We start from the raw sequence: 24,660 nt of genomic DNA, 5'->3' as shown, positions 1-24,660 counted from the left end.
TCAACGCTTATATTAGCAAGTTTGGAACTAGTATTGAGTCCGTTGCTAGCTGTCAAATTAACTGTATAGTTTCCTTGAATTCTGTACACATAATCCCTACATCACAGTTTAACATTTTATTATTGTCAATTCCTGAACTTACTAACGAAAGCCTAATCCAATTATTGCAGTTATCAATCCTGTTATTACGAATATCTACTGTTTGATCATATGCATAGATGCCAGTGGAACAATTTGAGATCATATTACCTAATACATTTGAGATCATATTACCTAATATATTTGAGATCGTATTACCTAATATATTTGAGATCGTATTACCTAATATATTTGAGATCGTATTACCTAATATATTTGAGATCGTATTACCTAATACTGTATTATTTCTTCCGCAGTAGGAAATATGTACACCCCCTTCGCCGTTAGAAATTTTATTTTCAGCTATTAAATTGCCTGAACTTTCGGGCCCCAGAAGAGTATAACCATTTTCAATAGTATTACCTGTCACATTATTCATATCACCACGAAAGATGATTGTTAAATTGTCTGGCACATAGGATCCCAGAAAAATAGAACCGTTTTCAATGTTATTACCTGTTACATTATTCATCTTACCATAGCAAAGATTGCATTTTTAGTTGCATCTTACCAGCCCCTGTTATATTTAAACCACTAATCGTTATAATATCAACTGTTATCAGAAAGGTACTTACGCTTTCATTTAGTGGTTTTACCTGCGTATCATCATTGTTTAATTATGACCTGATAGTTAGATCTGTTATATTGACAAGAATGTTTTCAATATAAATACCAGACTTCACGATTATTGTGTCCCCAGTTACAGAATTATTCACAACTTCCTGAATTGATCTGAAATCAGCTCCTGAATAATCATCTACTATAATTTTCCTTGCTGATGAAGTAGCTGAAATAGATATCATAGAAATAAAAACTAAAATCATTAAAAAAATAGTTCAGTTTCTCATATTTCCCCCTTTAATTATAATATAATCGGATATGAATATAAAAAATAAACCACATTAACTACATTTAATATATTTTACATTCAATAGTAATCTTTGATTAATTTTTTTCAGAAATAAAGGTTGAATTGAAATGGGCTATGTAGAAATATGAAGGTTTCTCAAAGGAAAGCACAACAGTGGGGTTATGATTAGCTATAATGAGAGATGTTGAAATCGGAGCAATAGAAAAGAAGAAGACCATCAGCATAATACATATCGGGTTGATACGTATAATTCTGGGCTTCTGTTTGTATCGTGAAGGAAGGTACTGTGGGTTCAGCAGGCATCTCTACAGGCTCCTCAGGTGTTGATTGCAGGAGTATTCCACAGGTTGCTCTGGTTCAGTAAGGTACAGGAGTTGTAATCTGATTACCGATGCATCTGTAAATAGGTATAATCACTTAAAACCCATCCAAAAAGTGTTGTTACCTACTGTAACTTTCCATTAGCAATATAAAAAACCAGAACGGATACTCTGACATTATAGACATATTGTAATTTTTCAACATATATTACTGACTTTTCGGATAGGTTCCTATATATGATACAGTAGTACAGTATCATAGTAATACAGTTAATAGTTCCAGCAAAAGCAAAAGACAATAATCCGGGGTCACTTTTATGGAAAAACCGAACTTCAGGACAGAAATCCTCAGAACCCTCGAAGGAAAAACTCCCGCTCAGATACCGGTCGGCACCTTCACAACTGCGCCGGTACTCGAACTCATGGACCTGAGCGGAGCAGCCAGACCCGAAGCTGACAGCCAGCCTGAAAAGATGGCAGTGCTTGCCTTTTCCCAGTACGTAAATGCCTCTTTTGAAACTCTCAGGTATCCCTTTGATGTGGTTGTGCTCGCAGAAGCCATGGGCTGTACAATTGACCCCGGCACGAAAGCCAGGACTCCGACTGTGCTTAAGGGCCCAATGGAAATCTCTCCCTCAGTTCCGGATCTGCCTGAAGACCTCCTGGAAAGGGGCAGGATCCCGGCAGTCCTGGAAGCTACTGAAATCCTCAGAGAAAAAGCAGGCTCTAAGCTCCCGCTCATCGTGGGGATGGAAGGGCCCGGAGACCTTGCGACTTCCCTTTGCGGAATTATGAATTTCCTGAAGTGGACAATTAAGAGCCCCCATATCGTAACGAGACTTATAGACCTCTGTACCGATGCTTGCATCGTGTACAGCAGGGAATGCCTGAAAAGAGGAGCGGATGTGGTAGTCATCGCAGATGCAGTCTCTTCCCCGGTCATGATTTCCCCGGATGCTTTCAGAGACCTGATAAAACCGGGCATGAGCAGGATCCCGAAAGCCCTCGGGAGCGGAAAAAGCGTCCTTCACATCTGCGGTGCCGCTGACCCGATAATTGCGGACATGGCAGAGTGCGGGTTTGACGGGCTCAGCCTTGAGGAGGGTGTAAAAAACCTCAAAATAGCCGTGGAAACAGCCCATGAATCCGGCGCTGCGGTAATCGGCAACGTTTCAACGTCTCGGACCTTATTTGCCGGAAAGCCGGAAAATGTAAAAAGAAAAGCTTTCAACTGCCTGCGAATGGGTGTCGATGTACTTGCTCCAGGCTGCGGGATTGCCCCCAAAACCCCGCTGAAAAATCTGAAGGCTCTGGTGGAAGCAAGGAATGAGTTTTGCGGGAGAAATCGATGAATTCAGTTCTCAGGATGCCTCTTTAAGTCACTAAGTCACTAAGTCACTCTAATATAGTTTCCCCGATTATCTGGATGCCCTTTTTAGTTATCTCAATATATAGAATTGATTATTCAGATGCACATTTTAGGTATCCAGATATACTTTCCAGAAAAAGCCACCGGCTTCGAAGATGATAGGGGTGGAAATGCCCGAAAAACTCAAAAATAAATATTTTTCCGGGAAATTTACCACTCAATTAGCCTGGAGAAGAGCCTCTGCCAGCTTATTCCCGCTTTCAAAAGCCTTTTCGAGCAAAGCTTCATTCTTTGACACCGCCCCCTTTGCAAAGCACCCGGTAGCAAGGAATTTTTCCAGCACATCATAACCCAGGGCCTCAAGAGGCATACCGAGAGCTTCGAGCGTAAAGCCCATTTCTTCAAGTTTCTCCTGTTCGCAGACTGTAAAAACAAGGGCCTTTCGTCCCTGGTCTCCAAGTTTGCTCGAGTAAGGTCCCGGACGTTCGTCAGTGAAATTGTAGTAAGGGTAGAGCCGGTCGATGAAGGCTTTCATCGGGGCGGTTACGTTGTAGTTGTAGGTGGGAGAGCCGAGGATAAGGCCTTTTGCGGCTTCGATCTCGGGGTACAGGAGTTCCATTCCATCGTGGAACCTGATACAAGTCCCGGCTTTCCTGCATGCTTCGCAACCTATGCAGGACTCGATCGAATATTCCCTTAACAGGACTTTTTTCGTTTCAGCTCCTGCCGATTCCGCCCCTTTCAAAAAGCTATCAAGCAGGACGTCGGTATTCCCTCCTTTCCGGGGGCTTCCGCTTACTCCTAATATTTTTACGGCATTCATCGTGTAAACCTCATATTATGTCAGGGTTAGTGGGTTAAATAGGTTCCATAACAGGTTCCTTTTTTTAGAAGAATCCAGACTCAATGGTCATCCCCTGCTACACGGTTGATATTTTTGTATTGGAGCTTCTAGCATGGCTGTTAGATCTATTTTTATCTGCAGTACGCAGGTTGGGTTAAGTGGGAAGTGGCGCGTGAAAGGAAAGAATGCGATATGCCATTTACGGTCATTTTGGAATAATACCAATCAATTAATCAGGGAGTACCGACTCAATAATGAAAAAACGAATATGTATTATGAAAATACTAATATATATTATGAAAAAACGAATATGTATTTAAATCAAAGTCCTAATTCGAGAACCTATATTTAGTTGTTGAATTACAAGTGGTTGTGTTATATTGAATAATATAAAGATAAATAATGAGAAAAAACTTAAATTAATTTTCATAGTCGGGCTTGTCCTCAGCCTCTTCATTTTTGGAGCAGGCTGTGCTGGCAACGGACAAGAAATCGAAGAAGGCGCTGATGAAAATATTATAGGAAACGCCGAAGTTTCTGAATTAGACCAGCCCGTAAAGATTGGGTACGTCCTCTGGGACACAGAAATCGCAAGCACCAATGTTATCCAGCAGGTGCTAAAGGAAGCCGGATATAAAAATGTAGAGATTATCGCTGTTGGTGCAGGTCCCCTCTACCAGGGTCTTGCAGATGGTGAATTTGACTTCACGACTTCTGCCTGGCTGCCCAAAACCCAGAAGGAATACTGGGACACCTACGGAGATCAGGTTAACTCTGTCCATACAACCCTGGAAGACTGCCCTATCGGATTCGTTGTCCCTTCATACGTGGAAATTGACTCCATCGAAGAGCTCAACGCCAATAAAGACAAATTCAACGGCAAAATCGTGGGGATAGACCCCGGATCAGGTACGATGAGTATGGCTGAATCAGTTATTGAAGAGTATGGTCTGGACATGGAACTGGTCGCAAGTAGCAATGCAGGCATGATAGCTTCATTAAAGAAAGCCATTGATTCCGGGGAACCCATTGTTGTAACCCTCTGGCTCCCACACTGGGCTTTTAACCGCTGGGACCTCAAATTTTTGGATGATCCAAAAGAGATTTTCTGCGAGGCTGATCATGTGGAAACCCTTTCAAGAAAGGACCTGCAAAAAGACATGCCCAAGCTTTACGGAATTCTTGAGAGGTTCGAGTGGACCCATGAAGATATCCAGAACGTCATGATAGGGATTGAAAACGGTGCAACTCCAGAAGATGCCGCTGCAAAGTGGATAGAAGACAACCCTGACAAAGTAAAAGAGTGGATAGGAGAAGAGTGAAATCACTCCTTTTACTCAATTTTCATAAATCCTCAGCAGGAAACCCCAGTGTCTTTAACTCAGGGGGTGAATGCGTCAACTTCCACATCCTGTTCTATTTAATTCGTTTTTTATTAATGTAATGGGAACGAAAATATGGAAAGGTTTAACGATGCAAGCACTATCCTTAATTCTCAGGACTGTTTAATCGGCATCCTTAAAGCCTTAAACTGAGGCAGCATTTCAGGGTAACTATTTCTTTCTTATCGTTTACCGATTTTCCGTTGCTTTTAATCGGTGATCTGGTTAACCAGGGCTTGCTAGACAAGCCCCTGAGTCTTTACAGGCTGTCCGACAATTACTATCAGTAGGATTCAAAATTATTTTTTTCCAATTTAAGGGGTTTATATGCCTTATTTTTTTCATATTTTTGCCCTGAAATTGAATTTTCGGACAGCCTGTTTAGTTCAGGAGTAGTTGATCTTATTACCCCACATTACTTCACATTGTATCGGAACTAGCGGGTTAAATAGGTTCCATAAAGAAGTCCCATTCTGTTGTAGAATCGGAGTAATAGAAGTTTAAGTAAGGATTAATGAACCTTATTAAATCTCAGAACATTATTTATTATAAAACTCCAAATATTTATCTGGACAATTATCAGGTTTAAAAAAACTAATTTTGAAACATAAACTAATTTTTAATACGACTTCCGAATAATGCAGGTTCAGTTATGAATCCGAATTCAGGGGATTCTAACACATGTAGATATGAGGCAAAAAAATGGCAAAAATGGCAAACACACTCAGAGACCTCAATAGACTGGCCGAGGAGAGCTATAAAAAAGCCAGGGTTTTCTTCCGGATGGGCAGGTATAACGAGGCTCTTGCTGCTTATGGGGAAGCGGATAAAGCCTGGAAAAAAATGGCAGATCTGCTTTTTGAAAAAGGAAAGGAGGACAGCGGAAAAGAGTTACTCAAAAAGGTTCTGGAGGTTCGGTCCTGTTGCGGGATGTCTCTTTTCAAGCTCGGAAGATACGAAGAAGCTCTCAAGATTATTGATGCTACCCTGGAGGTTAAACCAGAAAGCCCAACAGAATGGTCCAACAGGGGGTTTGTGCTCTCTGCCCTCGGCAGGAATGAAAAAGCTCTTGAGGCCTTTGAAAAAGCGCTTTCTTTTGATCCCGCATCCCCCAAAATCCTGACCAGCAAGGGAATTGTTTACTTCAAGATGGAACTCCTGGAAAAAGCTCTGGAGACCTTCGACAAAGCCCTGGCAGCAGAACCCAAGCAGGCATCTGACTGGGCGTGTAAACTTCCCAGGTTCAGCTTCTTCTCCCGAAACAAAGCTCCCATTATGAGACCTGACAACGCAGAGACCTGGTACTGGAAAGGCAACGTTTTCCTGGAACTCGGAGAAAAAGAAAAAGCCCTCGAAGCCTATAAAATAGCTCTTGAAAGCGATCCAGACCACCTGAATTCTCTCCTGTTCGGAGGCAATCTGCTCTGTAAATTTTCAGAATATGAAGAGGCCATCAAGTGCTATGCACGGGCCCTTAAATTAAGCCCTGGAAACGAAACTGCAAAGCAGGGAAAAGAATTCTGCGAGTCTAAGATTAACGAATGAGATCCAGAACATCTTGAAATCGAATCATCCAGTTATCTCTTCTGCGCCACAGGAGGCTGAAAATCATCGTGAACGATGAAAAAAAGCAACGTATGAATTTTTGTTCCTATTAGGTGAGATCAAATACTATCAAAATACACCCCAAGCTAAGAAATATTTCCCTTGAATCCAAAAATCACTTTTCAATCTACAGGTATTCGGGAAAGAAAAAAATAAGCAGCTTTAGATGCTGCTTCAAGCCGGGAATTTATTTCGGCATTTAGAACTTTCTTCTCAGGACGCAGTATGCAGCTCCAACCGTTCCCAGAAAAGCTACAGATTCAAAGCCAGGAATAGGCCAGCCTGAAGGATTGGGTTCGGAAGCCACATCAGGTTCCACTTCTTCAGTAGGCACAGGCTCAACCTCCGTTGGACCAGATTCTTTATCGGCTGCAACAATTACAAAGGGTCCGAAATCTGGAGTTTTAGCTTCAAAGTAGACGTAAGTATCGCTGTCCTCATCTAATTTTTTGGTATCAAGTTTGCTCCATGAATTGTCATAGTACCAGAGGTTTAACGAATCTGCATCAACCTTGTTTTCCTCAAGCCAGGTTTTGTCAACTCTGAAACCGACAACTGCATTTTCGAGACTACCAGCATTTGCGATTCCTCCCGAACCCACCCAGATGTTCACGTTCTGATAAACCGTGCCTTCGGGCAGGCTTGAAACCATCTTTGATTGGTCTTTCAGCATTTCGACAATAGTAGTGATTTTCCCGAGAGTTTTCTTAGCATCAAACTCCACATACCTTATGCAGGTTACACCATTTGGAAAATCGAACTTTACGTGTGTTCCAGCGGTGACGAACGCCTGGGACAGCTCTTTAGCCTTTACATTGCTCTGGAGTTCGGGGGAACCTCCAGATCCGCCACTTAAACTGCTGCTTGAGCTATGACCTGAACCTCCACTGGAGGTTGACTTGACCTTGATGGAAGAACTGGCAGGGAGAACAGAGAATTCAGTTTTGTTGATGTCCCTTAAAAGACCCACGAACTGGTATGTACCGGCTGACGCAGGAGCTTTAAGGGTGTAGCTGAAGTTCTTTTCAGTCAGCAGCAGGAAGGAAACCTTGTTGCCGTTTACAGTTACAGCTTCTTCCGGAAGGGTCGAGTTGATGTATGTGAAACCTGCAGGAAGCTTTTCAAGAACCTGCCCGACGGCACCATAATCGGCTACATTAACCGTTACCTGAAACACCTCATCGGGATTAACTGAAGAAGGAAGAGCCCTTTCCGCACTGCCTGCAGAAGCTGGTGCTGTGCATAAGACCATGGTCAGGAGCAGCACAAAAGCAATTTTAAACTCAGACAGTTTCATATCCGATCCCACCCGTCAGCAAAGTAAATATTCAGAATTGCGTATTTGCTCCTGCTGGAGATTTCATTATTATTTACAATATTGTTGATCTCTTCGGTAGAGAAACTCTTATCAGCGCCTCCATACCTTGTCGTGAGCTCATCTTCTGAAACTACGGTGATCGAGATGCTGTCTTCATCCGTAACTGTATTCCCGAAGTAATCCGTAGCTGTAAGGGCGAGTTTAAACTCTCCTGCCTGAATACTTCCTACATTGCAGGTATAGATACCTCCGCCTTCGAGTGTCAATGGAACCACTTCTCCGCCTATGGGAGTGAGATCAATGGTTACTGACAGAACTCCGGACAAGTCATCCGAGACTTTTACCCTGATAACTGAGTAATCCTCTCCGTCATTCAGGATACACACAGGGGATGCGGAGCAGCTTTCTATGACTGGAGGTACAAAATCTCCTTCGAAAGTAAGATCGAGTTCTACCGGCACAGCTCCTTGCTGGTAGGTCACGGAAACAGGCTCAGATTCAACGAGGCCCAGCTTGAAGATAATCTCTTTTCCATTATCTTCCTCTGTACCCGAGACATCCAACTTGTACACTCCTGCTTCCTTTATAAATTGAGAGCCAGCAAGCTCGGAATCTATATAAGCTGAAATTATCGTTCCTGCGGGTGCATCTGCATCACCTGTAATCAGCTTTCCTTCAAACACATTGGGAATCGAAGGAATACTGTTGGCAGATGCAACCGGAACAAGGGACATGCCCAGTACCAGAATAACCAGGCACGATAAAATTCTTAAGTATTTGTCCTTGATGGTCACCATATCACCTTGAGATTTTTACGTTACCCGTGCAGATCCTTTTAGAAAAATCTGTTAGGGCTTCCTTTTTGATTCCCTCCCGAGCTTTGACCCGAAAGTGAGCAGAATGATGCCCGCAACAGCATAAATAATCTGGAAACCTGGAGCACTGCTCGTTTCAGTGGATGCTTCTGAAGATTCCGCACTCTTTTCGGCTCCGGTATCTTCACCTGAATCGGCAACTGCATTTTCCGAGACAGTTGTTACATTCGGTTGAGTGACTGAACTTTCAATAACCTCAGCTCCAGAAGTTTTTGATTCATTGATTTCTGCCGATCCGGAACTTGTACTTGAAGTTGAGCTCTTCTTAGAACTCCCGGAATCAGCTACAACACCGACTGACAGTTCAATGGATGAGACCTTAGTTCCGGATTTCCAGTCTAACTTCGTATCGGCATCCTTTTCACCAACCTTAAAGGTAACGGATTTTCCTTCATCCTCAGCTTTTCCGGAAATATAGAAAGTGAAATCTCCTGAAGAAGTATTTATGAGAAACTCTTCTACCTGTGTCCCATTAAGGTAAGCTGCAACAACAGTGCCTTTAGGAGCCGGGTCCCCATCAATCAGGGCGACTCCCTCTACTGTCATCGGAATCAAAGGAACCGGGGCCGGGACTTCTTCCCCTGCCATACCTGTATGAGTAGCTGTTAAGAAAAAAAACATCAGTACAGCTGTTCCTAATAAACTATTTTTTAACATCCTGTTCATGATTTACCTCCAATTGCTACGAAAACAAGAAAAAAGAAAAAAAACTTTCAGCCTGATTGGCTGAAAAGTTACTTGTTTTCGAAATATTCCCTCTTACACGGGCAAGGTGCCATTGATGAGAGTACCATTGATGATATCATTAATAGTCTCATTTAAATTGGTACCATTGGTTTCATTACCATTGGTTTCATTACCATTGGTTTCATTACCATTGGTTTCATTACCATTGGTTTCATTACCATTGGTTTCATTACCTGATGCAGGATCAAAGGCGTTTGGATCGGCGGGATCAACGGCGTCGTTTGGATCGGCGGGATCAATGGCGTAGTTTGGATCGGCGGGATCAATGGCGTCATTTGGATCGGCGGGATCAACGTAAACATTCACGCTTTCGATGGAAGCATAGGTACCTGGTTCCTTCATGAAGACCCAGTATCCCTGTCCAGGAATCATAAAGCCTTGAGACTGGAGGCATTCAACCGGGTATGGAGCTGCCTCTCCTGAACCAAGCAGACCCATGTCCATGACTCCAAGGGAAATTGTACCACCCCAACCTTCATTGCAAGAATATGTGATCAGGTTGGAGAACTTATACTCTAAACCCAGAAGACCCTGCAATGAACCCAGAGTCTTGGACCAGTGTACAGGTGCTGTAGAGGTGTGTCCTATCATCTGCCATCCACAAGCAAGGTCAAGACATGGTGGTACTTCTGGAACTGTACAGTCAAGTGACATTGGCTTGAACTTTACATTGGTTATGCAGGCTTCCGGACTGTAAACCCAGTAACCCTTACATGGTTCGATACAGTCAGGGAATACCCAGCCGCAACCGTCCCAGTAAAGTACTGTGCTGCATTCTCCAAAGGCCGATTCCGGGTCTGCATTGAATGGAGCCAGAGTCTTGGGCACGGATTTCAGGTTCCAGCCTTCGTCAAGCATGATGTTTATGTCTTCGTATGTCTGAACAGGACCGCAAACGGCAAAACATTCGTCGTAGTTGCCAGCCCAATCCAGAGCAATAACAGCTACCCAGTAGTCCTGACCATAGACGAGGGATTCTCCACCATACCCTCCAATAAAGACGTCTGTATCAAGAATACACACGCCGTTTTCATCATATTCGGATGTTAGTGGGGTAAATGGTTCTGCCAGTTGCATCTCCTCAATGCATGTGGGCTCGAATTCGCTGATGAGAACCACATATGGAGTGGAATAAGGATCGTTTTCATCGTAGCAAAGATCGTCTTCGATGTTATTATCCCAGCTAACGTACAGTCCGGGCTCATCATACGTATATTCCCATGTAATCTCGCTCAGCGCGTCAACAACACACAGGTTTGCCACAGCAGCCGGAGCAGTACAGTCAACAGAGAAGGAAAATGGCTCAGGTTGATACACATTGCCTGCACAGTCAGTGATGCACACTGTCCAGAGCAGACCTATGCCTTCATCCACTTCTGAATTCACGGAATAGTAGTTAACCTCATCTACACCAACGACGCACGTGCCCCCCTCTACTACTTCACCATCAATGAGCAGTTCGTAATCGAAAGGCAGCCCTGCTCCTCCTGAAACACTGAAGTTAAATTCCGGGCATGAAGAAACAAACTCATCATTCGGGAAATTGAGGCAGACTTCGAGCCCTTCACAGTTGACATAGAATTGCTGGGGGTCGCTAGTAAAGTAGTTTCCTGCCTGATCCGCAACTTCAACGCACCAGATGTAAGCCCCGTCCGCGAAGAAGTATGGATCGTCAATCTCTATGGTTACGAGCTCATCAGAGAACATGGTCCCGGACATTTCCTCAACGGGTTCTCCGTTGATGTACACCTGGTAATATAGCTCCAGACCACAGTCGTCAGAGAAATCATCCTCAGCGGTGAAACTGAATGTCATGAAAGGATAGGGATAGAGGGGATCATAGGAGGGACTGCCGATAACCCCACGAAGATCTAATTCATCATAGGGATCGGGATATTCGCTGATGACACAGCCATTATCCGGAGAAATAATTACTGCACTCGGGCAGTCGGTGTCCACGTACAGGTCGAAGTCGACTTCAGGGATACAAATATTTCCTGCTTCGTCTATGAGTTCGATTCTCCATTGATAATAGCCATCAGCCAACTCAGGTCCATATGTTACATATCCGTCACAATTCACAACCCCTGATTTCTTCTGAACATCATTGATAAAGATGGCATAGGCGATTGTCTCACTCAGTTTATCGACAGCTTTGATATTGAAGCATACACAATTATTGTTGACAGCAACATCCGGTTCAATTATAGTAAATTTCGGAGCTTCGTTGTCAATCACAAAGGCGTAATAATCAATTGCCTCAACCTCGTCAATCACAAAATCCGCCGGAATCATTTCCGGTGTCAAGCCACTTAAGAAGGCTGAAGGAGCAAAGTTACCATCTAAGATGGCTCCATATACCATCACGTCAACTGCATCGTTTACACCGTCTGGAACTAAATATGTACCACACCAGACAGTACCACTGTCATCCGTTGGAGTCATTAAAATGACGGTGGGATCCGGATAGTAGTCACAAACAGTAAAAGCCGCATAATTGACGGGTTCACTGAAGGTTACAGTGATATCTACAGTGTCTCCCATCATGAAAGAACCTTCATCGCTGTAGGCGATACTATCAACGCACAGACCAGTATCTATTGATACAAGATCTGTATTCTCCATATCAATTGCACTTGCCGTTCCTGCTAAAAGGAACATAATTAGCAGCGCACTAAATAGCATTATTTTTTGTTTCATATTCTGCACCTAGATTCCGCAAATGTTCAATTTTAGTTTGGTATTAACATTGAATATTATCATATACTAAATAATATTTTAAAGTTTGCGAGTTGTAGCAGATTCCAGTTAGTTAGAATACAATCCTATAAACAGTCTTCAAATATTTTGATCAATTGTTACTTAAATACTAAAAAAAATAAGACTGTAGGAAAATTTACAGCTTTTATTTACAAAACTGCTTTTCACCTCACCTCCCTAACTTAATTACTCTGATCAATTTTATCCTCAATTAGTAGATAAGAAAGCCAGCGCTTCTCCGGAACCCTTTCGGGAAGGAGGGCAGTAGCCTCTACCTCTGGAGCGGCAAGTATTGGCCCCATTAATTCTTGCGCAACAGGGGAATTATGAACCAACCCGTTTTAATTACCAGGGCTGACTGGTGCCTGGTACATCAGACATATACCTATTAATTGCAAACAGCAAATTCGCCAACAGGCAGATTAAATATGGATCATAAATATTCCACATTTAATATAGTACATGTCTTTGCATATTATCCTGTGACGATAATATGAGATAACTTACGCAAATATTTAATATAAATCTTTCTAAAGAATATATGGAACTAAATATAATCATAAATGAAAAAATTATGTTTAATAATAATGATTTTTTGAAAAATTAAATATTTAAAAAGCCAGGTATTTTTTGAGATAACCACAAAGAGAAGATCAAGATGTGATTGCTCAGAATTAAAAGAATGATTCAGAGGTAATGAAAAAAAATACTGGTAATTGAAGGAGTCATATTATCATTATAAAAAATACATACATTATAAAAAAACATAGTTTTAAATATATATATAATGATAAAAATATACCCTTCTAAAAAGTATATGCTCACAGATTTAAATGTGAAGAAACATAATTTAACAAAAGACATTTTAGCTACCGGGGAGGAATTTAAAATGAAGTATACCTTTCAAGACTCTACAGAACTTCCTGTTCAGAGAGATTTCATCCAGGATCTGCAGGACTTCATAAGGATTTCAAAAGAGGCAATACCTCTCGAAAAATCAATTATAGAGATAAAGCAGGGGAATAAGGAAGAGACAACAAGCTCTCAGGGAAAGCTCGAGGAGATAGACAGATTCCAGGCAGACGTCGTTGGTTATATGGAAGAACTTACGCAGGGAATCGAGTCCCAGGAGATTCTTGAAATTAAAGCAAAAATAATTGAAACCTCTTCAACCGCATCCCTGTTAAAAAAGAATGAAAGGCTTGAAGATATTGATAGGCAAAACAGGCTAGCACTTTCAGAAGTGCAGCAGTTTGAAACCAGGATACTCGCGACCCTAAGCCCTTTTTTTGAAACAAGCATCTATGGAGCCGAGCATGCCTATTATGCTTCAGGTGAAGACAAAGAACTGAAAGGAAGGCAGGTCAGTTCAGTTAACGGTATACAGTACGAGTTTGAACTGAATTTTGTTCATAATTCACTAAAAGTTGAGGATCTTCAAGAATTCACTCTGCCTGTGAGGGCAAAGAGTGGAATCCTGTCCAGGGAAGAAAAAGTAAAGAAGATGAACGTATCCGATTTTCGTATTATGAGTATCGAGTACGAAGGAGACAGCATCAGAACAGTGCTTCAAGACAAGGATGCAGAGCACATGTTCACAATCTCTGCGGATGACAGGACTTTCCTGATCCTGTATGGGGATCATGATATAACAGGAGACGAAAAACTGGCTCCCCTTATAGATAGGGAAGCTCTCTATATGTTCATGGTGAAACTCAAAGAGTTCTTTACAGAATCCGTAGGATCCAAAAGGCTCAGGCGGATCATGCTGGATGGGAAAAACGCTGTTGAAGAGAACACTGTGTTTGACTGCCTTAAGATTATTGCCGGTATATATGGGAAGCTCGTAAGAGAATGCATTGAGAGGGGATACACTAAAGAGGAAGTTACAATTAAGATGGAGGAGTCTGCAAGCGTCCGGACTGAAAAATACATTTCGAAGTCTGAAGCTTCAAGCGAACTCTCATCCATAGGAAGTGAGGGCATGGAGCTTGCCACAATCCTAGGAGTTGCCGAAGCCTGAATAAATTAAGCAGGCTAAGTAGGCATCCGGGTGGTGCATAAATAAAGAGAGAAAGCTTGCTTTCAGGAGTTATTCCTGTACCTGAGATGTTACAGGAACTCCAGACAGGAAGCAAAGGTCTGAAAGGCTCCGAAAGCAGTGAACGTCTTAAAACTTACGGGCAAATATTCTTAAGCCAAAAAAGAGATACGATGCTCTTAATATCCTGCTTTCCCAGTTCAGGAGCCCTTTTACCCTTATTCTCCTATTTACTGCCGGGCTGTCTTTTTTTCTCCACGACCCTACAGACACCCTGATTATTGTAGCCATTGTCCTGATCAGCAGTATGCTGGGTTTCTGGCAGGAAAAAGGAGCTACAAATACCTTTGAAAAACTTCTCACCACTGTGCAGATAACAGCGACTGCACTCAGGGACGGTAGAAAAATAAAAGTCCACATAGAAGAGATCGTGCCTGGGGATATAATATTCCTCAACGCCGGAGATATAATTCCTGCAGATTAGTCACTTGTCTGATGTTAAGACAACGTACAAATTCTCTATGGATGGGAACAAATGTGGTCAGCGGAAGCGGAAAAGTGCTGGCAGTATCTACAGGAAAGGAAACGGTATTCGGGAAAACATCTCAGAGAAGCTAAAACTCAGACCCCCGGAAACCGAGTTTGAAAGGGATATTACAAGCTTCGGCCACTTTCTGATGGAAGTTACCTTGCTTATAGTAATGACCATCTTTGCAATTAACGTATATCTCCAGCACCCTATCCTTGACTCTTTCCTTTTCTCACTGACTCTTACTTTTGGGTTGATTCCCCAGGTTCTGCCTGCAATTATTAACATTAACCTTTCCAGGGGTGCAAGAGAGATGGCGCAAAAGAAGGTCATAGTCAGGAGGCTGGCTTCCATTGAAAACCTGGGGAGCACGAACATGCTCTGCTCCAACAAGACAGGCACACTGACCAGTTCCTCACGATTTCGTGCGTAAAAGATTGAGCATCCTTGTTTCAAAAAGCGAGGGTAACCCGATGGTCACCAAAAAAGGATTTCGCACTCTTGGGGTTGCGTATAGGGAGATGGACCAGCAGGTGATTATCGAAAAGGAAATCGAAATAGGGATGACCTTCCTCGGTTTCCTCTTCTTTTTTGATCCCCCAAAGCAGGGAATTACAGAAACTATAGAAAGCATAGAACAAATTGAAATTTCTTAAAATGATATTGCCGGAGACAACAGGTTTGTAGCTGCCAGCATCAGTAGAGAAAACGGGCTTAAGAACATCAGTAGAGAAATCGGGCTTAAGAACATCAGGTTTATAACCGGGAGTGAACCTGCTCAGATGAGCAGTGAAGCTTTGCTCAGGCAGGTAAACGGTACCGATGTCTTTGCCAAGATAGAGCCAATCCAGAAAGAGCAGATTATCCTTGCACTCAAAAAAACGGAAACGTTGTTGAATATATAGGAGACGGCATAAAAGACGTTTCGGCGCTCCATACTACAGACGTGGGAATTTCCGTTGACAGCATTGTGGATGTTGCTAAAGAAACTGCGGATATCGTGCTTCTGGAAAAGGATCTGGATGCACTTGTAGAGGGTGTGAAAGAAGGACGAAAAACCTTTGCCAATACCAGAAGTATGTCTTTATGGCTACCAGTGCCAATTTTGGGAATATGTTCAGTATGGCAGAAGCATCCCTTTTTTGCCTTTCCTTCCCCTGCTTTCCAAGCAGATCCTGCTAATCAATTTATTGACTGATTTTCCGGAGACGACCATAGCTACGGATACTGTGGACAGGAAAATGGTTGAAAAACCTCACCAATAGGATACAGATTTCATCCGTAAGTTTATGATGGCATTTGGGATTACCAGTTCGGTATTCGACTACCTCACTTTCGGCGTTTTACTTCTTCTCACTGGGATGACAGAACAGTTCAGAACCGGCTGGTTTATAGAATCTGTTATTTTAGCATCCTTTATATTACTCGTAGTCCGGAGCATGAAACCCTTTTTCAAGAGCAAACCTGGAAAATATCTGCTTGTAACCACCCTGCTGATCGAAATCCTGACTCTCAGCTTCCCTTTTCCTCATTTGCCACCCCATTTGGATTCAAACCTCTCCCAATTTCAATCATTTTAATTCTTGGAACCATTGTGGAACTTTATATTCGTACAGCTGAAATAGTAAAGAGGAGTTTTTATAAAAAAATGAGGTTTTAAATTATATTAAAATGAAGCCTTGTAAACCCTGCAGGGAAATTCCATGTTTCCTAAAATTTCTCTTCCTTATAGTCATTTAGATTTTCAATATCACTATAATCTGTTCCGTCAGGCAAAAAAGGCGTGAAAAGAATAACTGAGAAAAGAAGTAGAAATGTTCCAAGCATTTTGGACTGCCCCTCAAAAGTAGCATAAAACAAAAAAATTCCAATCATGACCCATACAATAAAGCTCAACTGAAAAGCAATCTTTACTCTATATAAATATTCTACGCTCTCGCTCAAGCAACTCCCCCTGAAATATCCCATTTAAAATGATTCGGGATTGAATAAATAGCTGTTTATTTGAAAGATTTGGAGCTTTAAGCTCCAGAAATTGGGGATGTTGCTAGGCTGAAAAAGGATTTTCCTGAATAAAATATTCCAATTTCAGGATGCAGATACATAAAAAAATATTAGTACTAGTAGAATGCCGGAAAAAGAAATTAAAAGAAGAAATAAAAAGATTTAGGGAATCAAATTTCTATAAAGCTGATAATCTTTTCTCCCTCATTTGCCCTTCTGAGAAAATCCTCTCTGTCATTATAGGGAATTCCTGCTGCTATAGAATCAGCCGTTTTTCTGCCGATACTGGGGAGTTCCCGGATAAGGGTAGGAGATGCGGTGTTTATGTGCAAAGGATAGGGAATTCCAGTAATCGAACGCATCCCGTGTCCTGTGACAGTAATGTCCGTGAATTTCCGCAGAGGAATGAGGGCAGGAACTCCCACAAGCAGAGGATAAGAGCCAAGTTGCCTTCCGAAAGTGATCCCTCTGTCATGTACCTCACACATTACATCATTCAGTACCGTTCCTTCCGGCACTACCCGCCGGAGCAGTGGAAGGTCGAAATTCTTCCGGACCTTGTCTTTATAGTCCAGAAAGAGTTTCTTATGCTTCCTGGCTGCTTCGTCCCTGCCGTACATTGGAGTTCCGGGAAATGCCATAACCTGCCGGATATTGATTCTACGCAGGAGTAAACCTGAATCAACCACCTGCTGCAGAAAATCGTAGTTCAGCTGGAAGGTCTTTTTCGTCTCCCCCATAAGCCCGTGGACGAAATTAATGCCTGGGAGAATTTCCGGAAGCCCGTTTGCCCCGCGCACTGCTCCAAACCTGTTTACCAGTTTGATCGCCTCAAAAACTTCTTCGGAAGTCGCCTTGAGGGAATTTGCTGCAACCACTTTCGGGTCGGCAGTCTCCATCCCAAAGGCTGCTACATCTCCGGAGGTGTGATATTTAATAATCGTCTTCAGGATCTGCTCTGACTCTTCGGGGTATGCTGCAAGGGTTATCGGGTTTGCATTGTCCATGTGGAGCACAGAAAGTTCAGGTGCGGAATTTCGGATTCCACGGTAAAGCTTTTCAAGAATCTCAGGCACGGGTTTCGGGACAGGCCCTCCTGCATCGGTCCCATGATAGGAGAAAAGGTCAGGCTGTCTTCCTATTCTAAAATAGCGGGCTCCATGGGAATAAAGTGCAGAGACTTCGGAAACAACGTCCTCTACAGGCCTGTAGTCCGAAGCCCCATAAAATGGCTCGGTGCAGAAAGAGCAGTGGACATGCCTGCCGCAGCCTCTGTAAGTTTCAAGCTCGCACATACAATAAGGATAGTCCGGGTGCTGCCTGATCAAAAAAGCCCCTTTCGGCCCCCAGCGCCCGATCTCGGCTGTTGTCCTGAAACGGTGGTCAACGGATTCCGGGGCTTTCAGCCTGGCAGAGAAGCTTCCGCTGCCTCCGCTGATTGAATTCTCGCCAGCCCCCCCTTCAAAGAGATCGTAAATAAAAGCCTCTAGGTCCATTTTTGCAAGTGTGGCTTCTTCCAGACTTATTCCACTTTCCATCCCCTTTGCAGCCCTTCCGCCTTCGCTACTGAAACCGAGCCTGATAGGGCCACCTATAACCTTTATCCCATTCACAGCTCGAAAAATAGTTTCGATCTCTCCAGGTGTGATTGGGGATGCCCGAAGGTATTTTCCAGGCACGGTCATACCTGCAATAATGACCAGAAGGTCTACCTTTCCTATAAGCCCGCCGACCCCGGGCGGGTTTTCCCTCAGGGTGTCGATGGTCAGGTAGTGAATCTCATTTTCGGAAAGCCCGCGCTCTCTAAGAGCTCCTGCTATGTACCGGGCGTAAGGAGATAGATAAGGAGGAACCCCAAGACAGGCGGGCTCGTCCACATAACCGTCTATAATGAGTGCTTTCATGTCAGTTCTCATTTCCATTTACTTGATTATCGGAGGTGAAGTATAGATTGCATTCAGGTATTAAATTGCAGGTGACTGGTAGAACAATATAAAAGGGGTGCCGCAAAAAACACCGTAACCACATAAGAGAAGAAAAATAATTTAAAAATAGTTTAGGGCCGGGACCGAGAATCGAACTCGGATCGTAGCCTCCACAGGGCCACAGGATAACCTCTACCCTACCCCGGCCACAGGGTCTGGTACTTCAGGTTTGAAGCAACCTATAGAAGGAGTTTTTTTATATAAAGTTTTTGCCGGAAAAGCAGGATACCCTTCTTCGAGAAGGGAGTGATTCTGCTACCCGGCGTTCCGAGCCGGTAAAAACCCGATTTTAGGAGGGCTTCGGTGGGTTTCAGATAAATATCAGATATTTTTAAGTCTGTCAAGGGCAAGTTTTGCAGCCTTTTCTCCGGAAAGTAGCATGCCTCCGAAGACAGGACCCATTCTCGGGGCACGAGTTGCGGCATTTGCGGCCATGCCTGTAACAATCAGCCCGGGATAGATTTCCTGGGTTGCATCCACAGCAAGGCGCTCGCCTACCTCAGACCACATTGGCTTTTCCCCGAGCATGCCGAGTTCTCCGATCTTTGCATCGGGTATCTTCCGGAGAATCGTGTTGCAAACAACCGCATCATGCCCTGTCCCGTCAATCACGAGTTTTGTGCGGATCATGAGAGGATCCACATGCAGGCGCTGAGTTGTTACAGGTCCCCAGTTGATGACAATTCCAGTGATCCTGTCATTCTCCCGAATCATGACGTCCTCAAAGCTCACAAGGTTAAAGACCTCAGCCCCTGCCGAAGTTGCCCCTGCTATCAACTTTCCGACAGATTCCACAGAATTTGCCACATAATACCCGGGCTGGTACTCCTTATACCTGATCCCGAAGTCGTCCAGGACGTGGCAGGCTTCTTCCTGTACAACTATGCGTGGGAACATCATGCCGCCAGTCCACATGCCACCCCCAAGTGACAGCTTCTGCTCATAAATGGCAACCTTTGCCCCGGCTTCAGCCAGGTACCTTGCAGCCACCAAGTTTGCAGGTCCCCCTCCTACAAGTGCTACATCAATGTCCGTGTAGTCAAGGAAGGTTTTTGAATACTCTTCAAAAATTGCCCGTGTGATTATGACTTCGTCGAGTTCCATTTTCATCTCTCATAAAGTTGTACGGTTGAAAGTCCGGGAAAAAACAGCCCGGCATTTTAAGAAAGAAATCAGGGAATTATTAACCCTGATCGTAAGCATTGAAATTCACATTTTGATAAAGGGCATTGCTTTTAAAGTTATTGGAATCTGATGGAGGAAGAGGAAGGTGAATAATTCTCAAAAGATTTCTTCTCGACATAGCAGGAACTTCATGAAAGGAATTTAGGTTTAACTATTCCTGCTTCTGACGTCATGATTACGATTCTGAACGATAGCTGGAATGAAAGCGTCCGCTGAAGCGCAAAGCTGATGGCAAAAATAAAATAGAGCTGGCGAACACAGAAACAAGCTTAGGCCCCGTCACAGAATAATCTATGCATATTCCTGATTGGACGTTTTGATATTCACTATCAAGGTCGCCAATCAAAGTTACAATAAATTATAAGTTGCATAGGTTATTTCGTTGCAGGCACTTAGAGAAATCAACTTAATGAAATAATATTCATCCAAATAATTGTGATATCCAAGACAAAAAGTTCATTTTCTCTGCTCTTATATTTATTGATTTTATTTGAGATGTAGGAATAGCATGCAATTTAGTAAATTCATTAACGCTTTATACTTCTCAACAAAATAATATCTTCATGCTGTGTAATTAGTATCAGAGTTTCGTTTTGTAATTAGGTACTGTTTTCATCCAGTAAAGATACCTGAGCGATTAATACATTAGACCCCACTCCATTAATCAAATATCCTGCATCCCACGATCCTAAAAAAGAGGCTACAAAGCAAAAAAATAGTGTAACTATTCAGCCACTGATAAAAAAGTATGTTTTCTCAGCAAAATGCTTCAATTCTCGGGATAATAGCGGCGCTCCATTGAGCGCCGCTAGAATACCGTCTATAACAGGTAAACCATTCTTTCTAATAGTAGAAATGTAAGCTCTTATTCTGCAGAAAGCTTCCGCTCCTTGTATGGTTCTGAAAGTTCTTGATATTTTCTGCTGTAATTTCATCATCCTGATATCTCTTTCTGCCTGATTGTTTTCAAATGGAACTCTCAAATCAGTCAGGAATCTCAGGATCTGTTCTTTATTTTCTATAAACATATCCAGTAGGTTCCTTGCTTTGGTTTTTGGGTTTTTACCACGTTTCCCCTGTTTTTCAGGGTTTAGAAAAGGTGGATTTACTTCAATCCCTTTAATTCACAACAAGTCAAAGAATGTTCAATCACCTAATCAGGATTATCAACCTTATCAAGAGTTGTGCCTGGATGACCTTCTTGACCTCCAGCTTTCTTGCCACTCTTTTCATGGCGACTCTTAGGGTTAGGTTTATCTCTTACATGAAAATCAGTAGAAGGAGGTTTACTGCTGTTTCTGCTATTTTGATTTAAACGAGCCTCTAAAACTCTTACACGTTCTTCAAGTTCAGAAATCTGAAAAACTTGTTTCTCTATGATATAATCAAATCTCTGGATTGCAGCAATAACTGCTTCAGGACCAGCTTCATAGATTTCAAGAATTTCTTCACGTGTAAGCATGATGTTGAAAAAGAGGGATATTTTATATGCAATTTTTCCTCTTTCCGAGGAAAAATTGCTTTTACTAAAGGTATGGCTGAAAGTTACCTTATAAGTTACTATTAATTACTATTAATTAGCAGTTCCTGAAAATTGATTCAAAAAGAGATTTCAAAAAGAGATATCAAAAAGAGATATCAAAAAGAGATATCAAAAAGAGATATCAAAAAGAGATATCAAAAAGAGATATCAAAAAGAGATATCAAAAAGAGAAGCTACAGAGTGTCGGAGATAAAATACATATAGATAAATATATATTATACATGGGGGATACATTTTCACATGCATGTTTTATAAATAAAAGGGGGTAGAAGTTATAAGAAGAATAAAAGTTTTAGGTACTGTGCTTATTGCAGTGATGACTCTTTCACTAATGTTATTTGCTTCCGGTTGCTCTCAAAAAGCGGTGGAAAATGAAACAGAAAAAGTAGAAAAAACAGGTGAAAACTTAACAAAAGAAGTAGAAAAAACAGGTGAAAACTTAACAAAAAAAGCTGTAAATGAAAGTGAGACCTTTACAAAAAAAGCTGAAAATGAAAGTGAGAATTTAACAAAAAAAGCTGAAAATGAAAGTGAGAATTTAACAAAGAAAATTTAAAATTCAAGTGTGAACTTAACAAAGAAAATTGGAAATGTACCTCCATTAATGAAGGGAAAATGAGATTTTCAGGAAAATCAAATTTAAATATTGTGCTTTGTTGTGGATGTTAGGGAGCAGTAAAAAAAAGAGTCCACGTTCGTTGTTTTTTTATATTATTACTTATATATAGTATTAGTCCATAGGGTCAGTCCCGATGTATGAAGAAGACGTACAAAGAAGATATGTGACTTAAATAAGTAATAACTTGACTACTAAGTAATAACTTGACTAAGTAACTTAACTGGGTAATGACTTAAATAAGTAGTAAATTAACTGAGTACAGAACTAAATTACATAAAATTGGACCAGACCTTATGGATCACTCTAAAAGATTCTAAAAGGCTTTTCTAGTAAATTAATTTCTTATTAATCAATTTCTTATTATTAGTTCCTTATTATTAGTCCCTTATTATTAATTCCTTATTATTAATTTCTTATTTTAACTCAAATGCGAATCGCCTCCCAATCCCAGATGTCGATTGCTGGCATATTATGTAAGGAGCTTCCCAGCAGCCTGGCAATTATGTTGTCAGGTAAGCGCAGTTTCTCAGGGTCGAACTTGCCGCCAAATATCTCAATAACAATGGGTGTAAGCCAGGGAAACTTCGAAAGCTCCTTATCGAGCTCGGCACGTACTTCTAAACAAATTTTTAGTTTTGGGACCTGCTTAATCACAATTTTTATTATTCCTGAATGCTGGCGGTATACGTAAACCTATTTATAAACAAAAAGTCATAATTATTCATTAATTTTTAGGGAAGGTTATACTGTAGAATCCAGTATGGCTATTGCTTAATTAATCCCTCAATATGCCCCGATAAAGATGAAAACATATCAATGAGTGAAAAAAAGCATTTTAAGGTATTAAATACCAGGTTTGGGATCCCAGGAGGGATGATCAGAACCCTTATAGCAGGAAAAATACGGGTCGGTCTGATACTGGACGAGATAAGTCTTGCAGCCAATTTTGGTATTGTAAGACCGAAGATATCCTCAAACTGCTGGAGGAGATCCCGGAAGAAACCACAGTTGTCCTGACAGGGAGGAGGGTTCCTGGGGAACTGGTAGAAAGGGCAGACCTGTTAACGGAGATGAAGCTTGTGAAATATCCCTTTGAAAAAAACGTCACAGCAAGGGAAAGGGTTGAATATTAACCCCAAAATAATACGTTTATTGCATGTGTGTATTTTTCTGTATGTATATATTCAAGAATGATGTGAGAAAATGGCTGTACAGGAGAACTTATTGTTAGGAGCTAAGGCTTCAAAGAATGCCACTTTTACTCTGTTTTTTCTTTCAATTTTAAAAGGCATCGTCGGCTTTTATTCCGGAAGTGCTGCTCTTATCGCAGATGCTATCCATACGTCCCTGGATATTTTCACATCACTTGCCGTCTGGATAGGGCTCAAGCTCAGCCTGAAGGGCAGTGAAGAAAAGTTCCCCTACGGCTACTACAAAGCAGACAACCTTGTTTCACTTTTTGTATCTATTATAATCCTCTTTTCTGGATTCGAACTTGTACGTGAGGCGCTGCTGAACATCACAAATCCTGTTGAGGTGAAAATGCAGGGGATTGCACTTGGCACAGCTGTATTTTCGGTAGTGGTAATGTATGCATTATCACAATATAAGTTCAAAGTCGGCAAACAGATAGATTCTCAGGCTTTGATTGCCGATGCACTACACTCCTATACAGACGTTTTCAGTTCCCTGATAGTTGCCATTACAATTATCGGTTCAGTCTTAGGCGTGTTGTGGCTCGATAGTGTTGGAGTGCTGGTCATCTCTTTAATGATATTCAAGCTTGGAATCGGTATAGCAAAGGACTCTATAATGACACTGATGGACGCATGGCTGGATAAAGATTCAATTAGAAGAATCAGACAGAATGTGGGCAGTATTCAGGGCGTGAAAACTGTTGGGGAAATCAGACTTCGGAAGTCCGGTCTGGTAGTATTCGGGGAAATTGAAATAGAAATAGAGGGCGATGCTAATCTTAAAAGAGTGGAGATGCTTTCCGAGGAAATAGAAAAGATTGTGGAAAATGAGGTAAAGAACCTGGAACATTTAGTCGTCAATGCAAAGCCTGGAAAGATGTCAGTAATGAAAATTGCAGTTCCTATTCTAATGCAAGAAGGTTTACACTCAAAGATTTCCCGGCATTTTGGCAAAGCCCCGTATTTTATTTTTATCGAACTGGAAGATAGTAAAATAAAAAGCTGGGATATCAGCGAAAACCCTGCCTCAGACCTGGAAAAAAAGAGAGGTTTGAAGACTACGGAGTTTCTGAAAAATCGAGGGATCAATGTTTTGATCGTGGGTGAAATCGGCGAAAGTCCATTTCACAATCTTCACGATAGTTTTGTGAAAATGCTCCAGATGCCAGAGGCAGTAGAAGATGTTGAAAAAGTTGTGGAGAAGATTTCAGAGTTGGGCACGCTCACAGAACCTACAGAGTAAAATCAAACTGCGTGCGGCCACCCCAACTTAAAGAGGCTGTGCTACATCTAATTCTGTAATTCCGTGTTTTCCGGGCATTTCAATCA

At 42.0% G+C, this 24,660-nt stretch carries 25 protein-coding genes, 1 tRNA gene and 2 pseudogenes; 16 read left to right on the top strand and 12 right to left on the bottom strand.

Going from position 1 to position 24,660, the window contains the following annotated elements:
- Positions 1 to 52: 52 nt before the first annotated feature.
- Positions 53 to 610 (bottom strand): NosD domain-containing protein, encoded by a 558-nt coding sequence (locus tag MSWHS_RS21450; protein WP_048158924.1) that lies wholly within the window; start codon positions 608 to 610, stop codon positions 53 to 55.
- Positions 611 to 1,183: 573 nt separating this feature from the next.
- On the opposite strand from MSWHS_RS21450, the gene MSWHS_RS20185 reads away from it, so the two are divergent.
- On the top strand, positions 1,184 to 1,336 hold the full coding sequence (locus MSWHS_RS20185; RefSeq protein WP_156148135.1) for a hypothetical protein: 153 nt from the start codon (positions 1,184 to 1,186) through the stop codon (positions 1,334 to 1,336).
- 310 nt (positions 1,337 to 1,646) lie between these two features.
- Complete coding sequence (gene mtaA, locus MSWHS_RS08425) at positions 1,647 to 2,681, top strand: methylcobamide:CoM methyltransferase MtaA (RefSeq protein ID WP_048128000.1); 1,035 nt, start codon at positions 1,647 to 1,649, stop codon at positions 2,679 to 2,681.
- A gap of 234 nt (positions 2,682 to 2,915) precedes the next feature.
- Here mtaA and MSWHS_RS08420 read toward each other — a convergent pair whose 3' ends face one another.
- A complete protein-coding gene (locus tag MSWHS_RS08420) occupies positions 2,916 to 3,521 on the bottom strand; it encodes a flavodoxin family protein (RefSeq protein ID WP_048158923.1) in 606 nt (201 codons plus the stop codon).
- A gap of 401 nt (positions 3,522 to 3,922) precedes the next feature.
- On the opposite strand from MSWHS_RS08420, the gene MSWHS_RS08415 reads away from it, so the two are divergent.
- Complete coding sequence (locus MSWHS_RS08415; RefSeq protein ID WP_369798518.1) at positions 3,923 to 4,864, top strand: glycine betaine ABC transporter substrate-binding protein; 942 nt, start codon at positions 3,923 to 3,925, stop codon at positions 4,862 to 4,864.
- A gap of 762 nt (positions 4,865 to 5,626) precedes the next feature.
- Positions 5,627 to 6,469 (top strand): tetratricopeptide repeat protein, encoded by an 843-nt coding sequence (locus tag MSWHS_RS08410; RefSeq protein WP_048128004.1) that lies wholly within the window; start codon positions 5,627 to 5,629, stop codon positions 6,467 to 6,469.
- A gap of 259 nt (positions 6,470 to 6,728) precedes the next feature.
- On the opposite strand, the gene MSWHS_RS08405 is transcribed toward MSWHS_RS08410, so the two are convergent.
- From MSWHS_RS08405 to MSWHS_RS08390, 4 genes are all read right to left on the bottom strand, one after another.
- Positions 6,729 to 7,826: a PGF-pre-PGF domain-containing protein gene (locus MSWHS_RS08405; protein WP_048128006.1), complete on the bottom strand. Its 1,098-nt coding sequence runs from the start codon at positions 7,824 to 7,826 to the stop codon at positions 6,729 to 6,731.
- Entirely contained in the window at positions 7,823 to 8,581 is a 759-nt protein-coding gene (locus MSWHS_RS08400) for a hypothetical protein (RefSeq protein ID WP_231585671.1), read from the bottom strand. Before MSWHS_RS08400 ends, MSWHS_RS08405 begins: the two co-directional genes overlap by 4 nt.
- Positions 8,582 to 8,695: 114 nt before the next feature.
- Positions 8,696 to 9,388 (bottom strand): hypothetical protein, encoded by a 693-nt coding sequence (locus MSWHS_RS08395; RefSeq protein ID WP_197074049.1) that lies wholly within the window; start codon positions 9,386 to 9,388, stop codon positions 8,696 to 8,698.
- A gap of 93 nt (positions 9,389 to 9,481) precedes the next feature.
- On the bottom strand, positions 9,482 to 12,130 hold the full coding sequence (locus MSWHS_RS08390) for a hypothetical protein (protein WP_197074048.1): 2,649 nt from the start codon (positions 12,128 to 12,130) through the stop codon (positions 9,482 to 9,484).
- A gap of 988 nt (positions 12,131 to 13,118) precedes the next feature.
- Here MSWHS_RS08390 and MSWHS_RS08385 point away from each other — a divergent pair.
- The 8 genes and pseudogenes from MSWHS_RS08385 (at position 13,119) to MSWHS_RS22290 (ending at position 16,379) form a co-directional block, all read left to right on the top strand.
- Positions 13,119 to 14,252 (top strand): hypothetical protein, encoded by a 1,134-nt coding sequence (locus MSWHS_RS08385; protein ID WP_048128008.1) that lies wholly within the window; start codon positions 13,119 to 13,121, stop codon positions 14,250 to 14,252.
- 166 nt (positions 14,253 to 14,418) lie between these two features.
- A pseudogene (locus MSWHS_RS22295) lies at positions 14,419 to 14,469 on the top strand (hypothetical protein); the annotation flags it as partial.
- Between the two features lie 108 nt (positions 14,470 to 14,577).
- The gene (locus MSWHS_RS21440) at positions 14,578 to 14,754 is read left to right on the top strand and encodes a hypothetical protein (protein WP_231585669.1); all 177 of its coding nucleotides are present in this window, start codon (positions 14,578 to 14,580) and stop codon (positions 14,752 to 14,754) included.
- 4 nt (positions 14,755 to 14,758) lie between these two features.
- A complete protein-coding gene (locus MSWHS_RS21435; RefSeq protein ID WP_231585668.1) occupies positions 14,759 to 15,232 on the top strand; it encodes a hypothetical protein in 474 nt (157 codons plus the stop codon).
- Positions 15,233 to 15,272: 40 nt separating this feature from the next.
- On the top strand, positions 15,273 to 15,455 hold the full coding sequence (locus MSWHS_RS21430; RefSeq protein WP_048128012.1) for a hypothetical protein: 183 nt from the start codon (positions 15,273 to 15,275) through the stop codon (positions 15,453 to 15,455).
- A 126-nt stretch (positions 15,456 to 15,581) separates the two neighbouring features.
- Positions 15,582 to 15,704 carry a hypothetical protein gene (locus MSWHS_RS21975; protein ID WP_255350457.1) on the top strand — a complete coding sequence of 41 codons (123 nt, stop codon included), beginning with the start codon at positions 15,582 to 15,584 and terminating at the stop codon, positions 15,702 to 15,704.
- Between the two features lie 41 nt (positions 15,705 to 15,745).
- Positions 15,746 to 15,997, top strand: a complete 252-nt coding sequence (locus MSWHS_RS21425) for a hypothetical protein (protein WP_231585667.1) — start codon at positions 15,746 to 15,748, stop codon at positions 15,995 to 15,997.
- Between the two features lie 91 nt (positions 15,998 to 16,088).
- The gene (locus MSWHS_RS22290; RefSeq protein ID WP_369798969.1) at positions 16,089 to 16,379 is read left to right on the top strand and encodes a hypothetical protein; all 291 of its coding nucleotides are present in this window, start codon (positions 16,089 to 16,091) and stop codon (positions 16,377 to 16,379) included.
- A 130-nt stretch (positions 16,380 to 16,509) separates the two neighbouring features.
- Here MSWHS_RS22290 and MSWHS_RS08365 read toward each other — a convergent pair whose 3' ends face one another.
- The 5 genes and pseudogenes from MSWHS_RS08365 to MSWHS_RS19205 all read right to left on the bottom strand — a co-directional run bounded on the left by MSWHS_RS08365 (position 16,510) and on the right by MSWHS_RS19205 (position 21,435).
- A complete protein-coding gene (locus tag MSWHS_RS08365; RefSeq protein WP_231585666.1) occupies positions 16,510 to 16,743 on the bottom strand; it encodes a hypothetical protein in 234 nt (77 codons plus the stop codon).
- Positions 16,744 to 16,973: 230 nt separating this feature from the next.
- Positions 16,974 to 18,707: a radical SAM protein gene (locus MSWHS_RS08360; RefSeq protein WP_048130370.1), complete on the bottom strand. Its 1,734-nt coding sequence runs from the start codon at positions 18,705 to 18,707 to the stop codon at positions 16,974 to 16,976.
- 156 nt (positions 18,708 to 18,863) lie between these two features.
- Positions 18,864 to 18,935 (bottom strand) — tRNA-His (locus tag MSWHS_RS08355).
- A 174-nt stretch (positions 18,936 to 19,109) separates the two neighbouring features.
- Entirely contained in the window at positions 19,110 to 19,892 is a 783-nt protein-coding gene (locus MSWHS_RS08350) for a sulfide-dependent adenosine diphosphate thiazole synthase (RefSeq protein ID WP_048128017.1), read from the bottom strand.
- 809 nt (positions 19,893 to 20,701) lie between these two features.
- Positions 20,702 to 21,435: pseudogene (locus tag MSWHS_RS19205) on the bottom strand (transposase).
- Positions 21,436 to 21,832: 397 nt separating this feature from the next.
- On the opposite strand from MSWHS_RS19205, the gene MSWHS_RS08335 reads away from it, so the two are divergent.
- Positions 21,833 to 22,072 (top strand): hypothetical protein, encoded by a 240-nt coding sequence (locus tag MSWHS_RS08335; RefSeq protein ID WP_048130371.1) that lies wholly within the window; start codon positions 21,833 to 21,835, stop codon positions 22,070 to 22,072.
- 486 nt (positions 22,073 to 22,558) lie between these two features.
- On the opposite strand, the gene MSWHS_RS08330 is transcribed toward MSWHS_RS08335, so the two are convergent.
- Positions 22,559 to 22,789: a hypothetical protein gene (locus tag MSWHS_RS08330; RefSeq protein WP_052722657.1), complete on the bottom strand. Its 231-nt coding sequence runs from the start codon at positions 22,787 to 22,789 to the stop codon at positions 22,559 to 22,561.
- A gap of 162 nt (positions 22,790 to 22,951) precedes the next feature.
- On the opposite strand from MSWHS_RS08330, the gene MSWHS_RS21420 reads away from it, so the two are divergent.
- From MSWHS_RS21420 to MSWHS_RS08320, 3 genes are all read left to right on the top strand, one after another.
- Positions 22,952 to 23,152 carry a hypothetical protein gene (locus MSWHS_RS21420; RefSeq protein ID WP_048128024.1) on the top strand — a complete coding sequence of 67 codons (201 nt, stop codon included), beginning with the start codon at positions 22,952 to 22,954 and terminating at the stop codon, positions 23,150 to 23,152.
- On the top strand, positions 23,104 to 23,268 hold the full coding sequence (locus MSWHS_RS21415) for a cob(I)yrinic acid a,c-diamide adenosyltransferase (protein ID WP_369798978.1): 165 nt from the start codon (positions 23,104 to 23,106) through the stop codon (positions 23,266 to 23,268). The genes MSWHS_RS21420 and MSWHS_RS21415 overlap by 49 nt, the downstream gene beginning before the upstream one ends.
- A gap of 91 nt (positions 23,269 to 23,359) precedes the next feature.
- Positions 23,360 to 24,574, top strand: a complete 1,215-nt coding sequence (locus MSWHS_RS08320; RefSeq protein WP_231585665.1) for a cation diffusion facilitator family transporter — start codon at positions 23,360 to 23,362, stop codon at positions 24,572 to 24,574.
- Positions 24,575 to 24,660: the final 86 nt, after the last annotated feature.

This window comes from Methanosarcina sp. WWM596, from assembly GCF_000969965.1.
Taxonomy (GTDB): Archaea; Halobacteriota; Methanosarcinia; order Methanosarcinales; family Methanosarcinaceae; genus Methanosarcina.
This window is presented reverse-complemented; position numbering and strand designations above follow the sequence as displayed.

Coding starts and splice junctions, on each gene's coding strand:
- MSWHS_RS22290 (WP_369798969.1), top strand. CDS start 16,089: ATGATGGCATTTGGGATTACCAGTTCGGTATTCGACTACCTCACTTTC.
- MSWHS_RS08335 (WP_048130371.1), top strand. CDS start 21,833: ATGACTCTTTCACTAATGTTATTTGCTTCCGGTTGCTCTCAAAAAGCG.
- MSWHS_RS08395 (WP_197074049.1), bottom strand. CDS start 9,388: ATGAACAGGATGTTAAAAAATAGTTTATTAGGAACAGCTGTACTGATG.
- MSWHS_RS21430 (WP_048128012.1), top strand. CDS start 15,273: ATGGTCACCAAAAAAGGATTTCGCACTCTTGGGGTTGCGTATAGGGAG.
- MSWHS_RS21440 (WP_231585669.1), top strand. CDS start 14,578: ATGCTGGGTTTCTGGCAGGAAAAAGGAGCTACAAATACCTTTGAAAAA.
- MSWHS_RS21420 (WP_048128024.1), top strand. CDS start 22,952: ATGAGTGAAAAAAAGCATTTTAAGGTATTAAATACCAGGTTTGGGATC.
- MSWHS_RS08420 (WP_048158923.1), bottom strand. CDS start 3,521: ATGAATGCCGTAAAAATATTAGGAGTAAGCGGAAGCCCCCGGAAAGGA.
- MSWHS_RS08350 (WP_048128017.1), bottom strand. CDS start 19,892: ATGGAACTCGACGAAGTCATAATCACACGGGCAATTTTTGAAGAGTAT.
- MSWHS_RS08360 (WP_048130370.1), bottom strand. CDS start 18,707: ATGAAAGCACTCATTATAGACGGTTATGTGGACGAGCCCGCCTGTCTT.
- MSWHS_RS21450 (WP_048158924.1), bottom strand. CDS start 610: ATGAATAATGTAACAGGTAATAACATTGAAAACGGTTCTATTTTTCTG.
- mtaA (WP_048128000.1), top strand. CDS start 1,647: ATGGAAAAACCGAACTTCAGGACAGAAATCCTCAGAACCCTCGAAGGA.
- MSWHS_RS08385 (WP_048128008.1), top strand. CDS start 13,119: ATGAAGTATACCTTTCAAGACTCTACAGAACTTCCTGTTCAGAGAGAT.
- MSWHS_RS08410 (WP_048128004.1), top strand. CDS start 5,627: ATGGCAAAAATGGCAAACACACTCAGAGACCTCAATAGACTGGCCGAG.
- MSWHS_RS08390 (WP_197074048.1), bottom strand. CDS start 12,130: ATGTTCCTTTTAGCAGGAACGGCAAGTGCAATTGATATGGAGAATACA.
- MSWHS_RS08400 (WP_231585671.1), bottom strand. CDS start 8,581: ATGTCCCTTGTTCCGGTTGCATCTGCCAACAGTATTCCTTCGATTCCC.
- MSWHS_RS21975 (WP_255350457.1), top strand. CDS start 15,582: ATGAGCAGTGAAGCTTTGCTCAGGCAGGTAAACGGTACCGATGTCTTT.
- MSWHS_RS20185 (WP_156148135.1), top strand. CDS start 1,184: ATGAGAGATGTTGAAATCGGAGCAATAGAAAAGAAGAAGACCATCAGC.
- MSWHS_RS08405 (WP_048128006.1), bottom strand. CDS start 7,826: ATGAAACTGTCTGAGTTTAAAATTGCTTTTGTGCTGCTCCTGACCATG.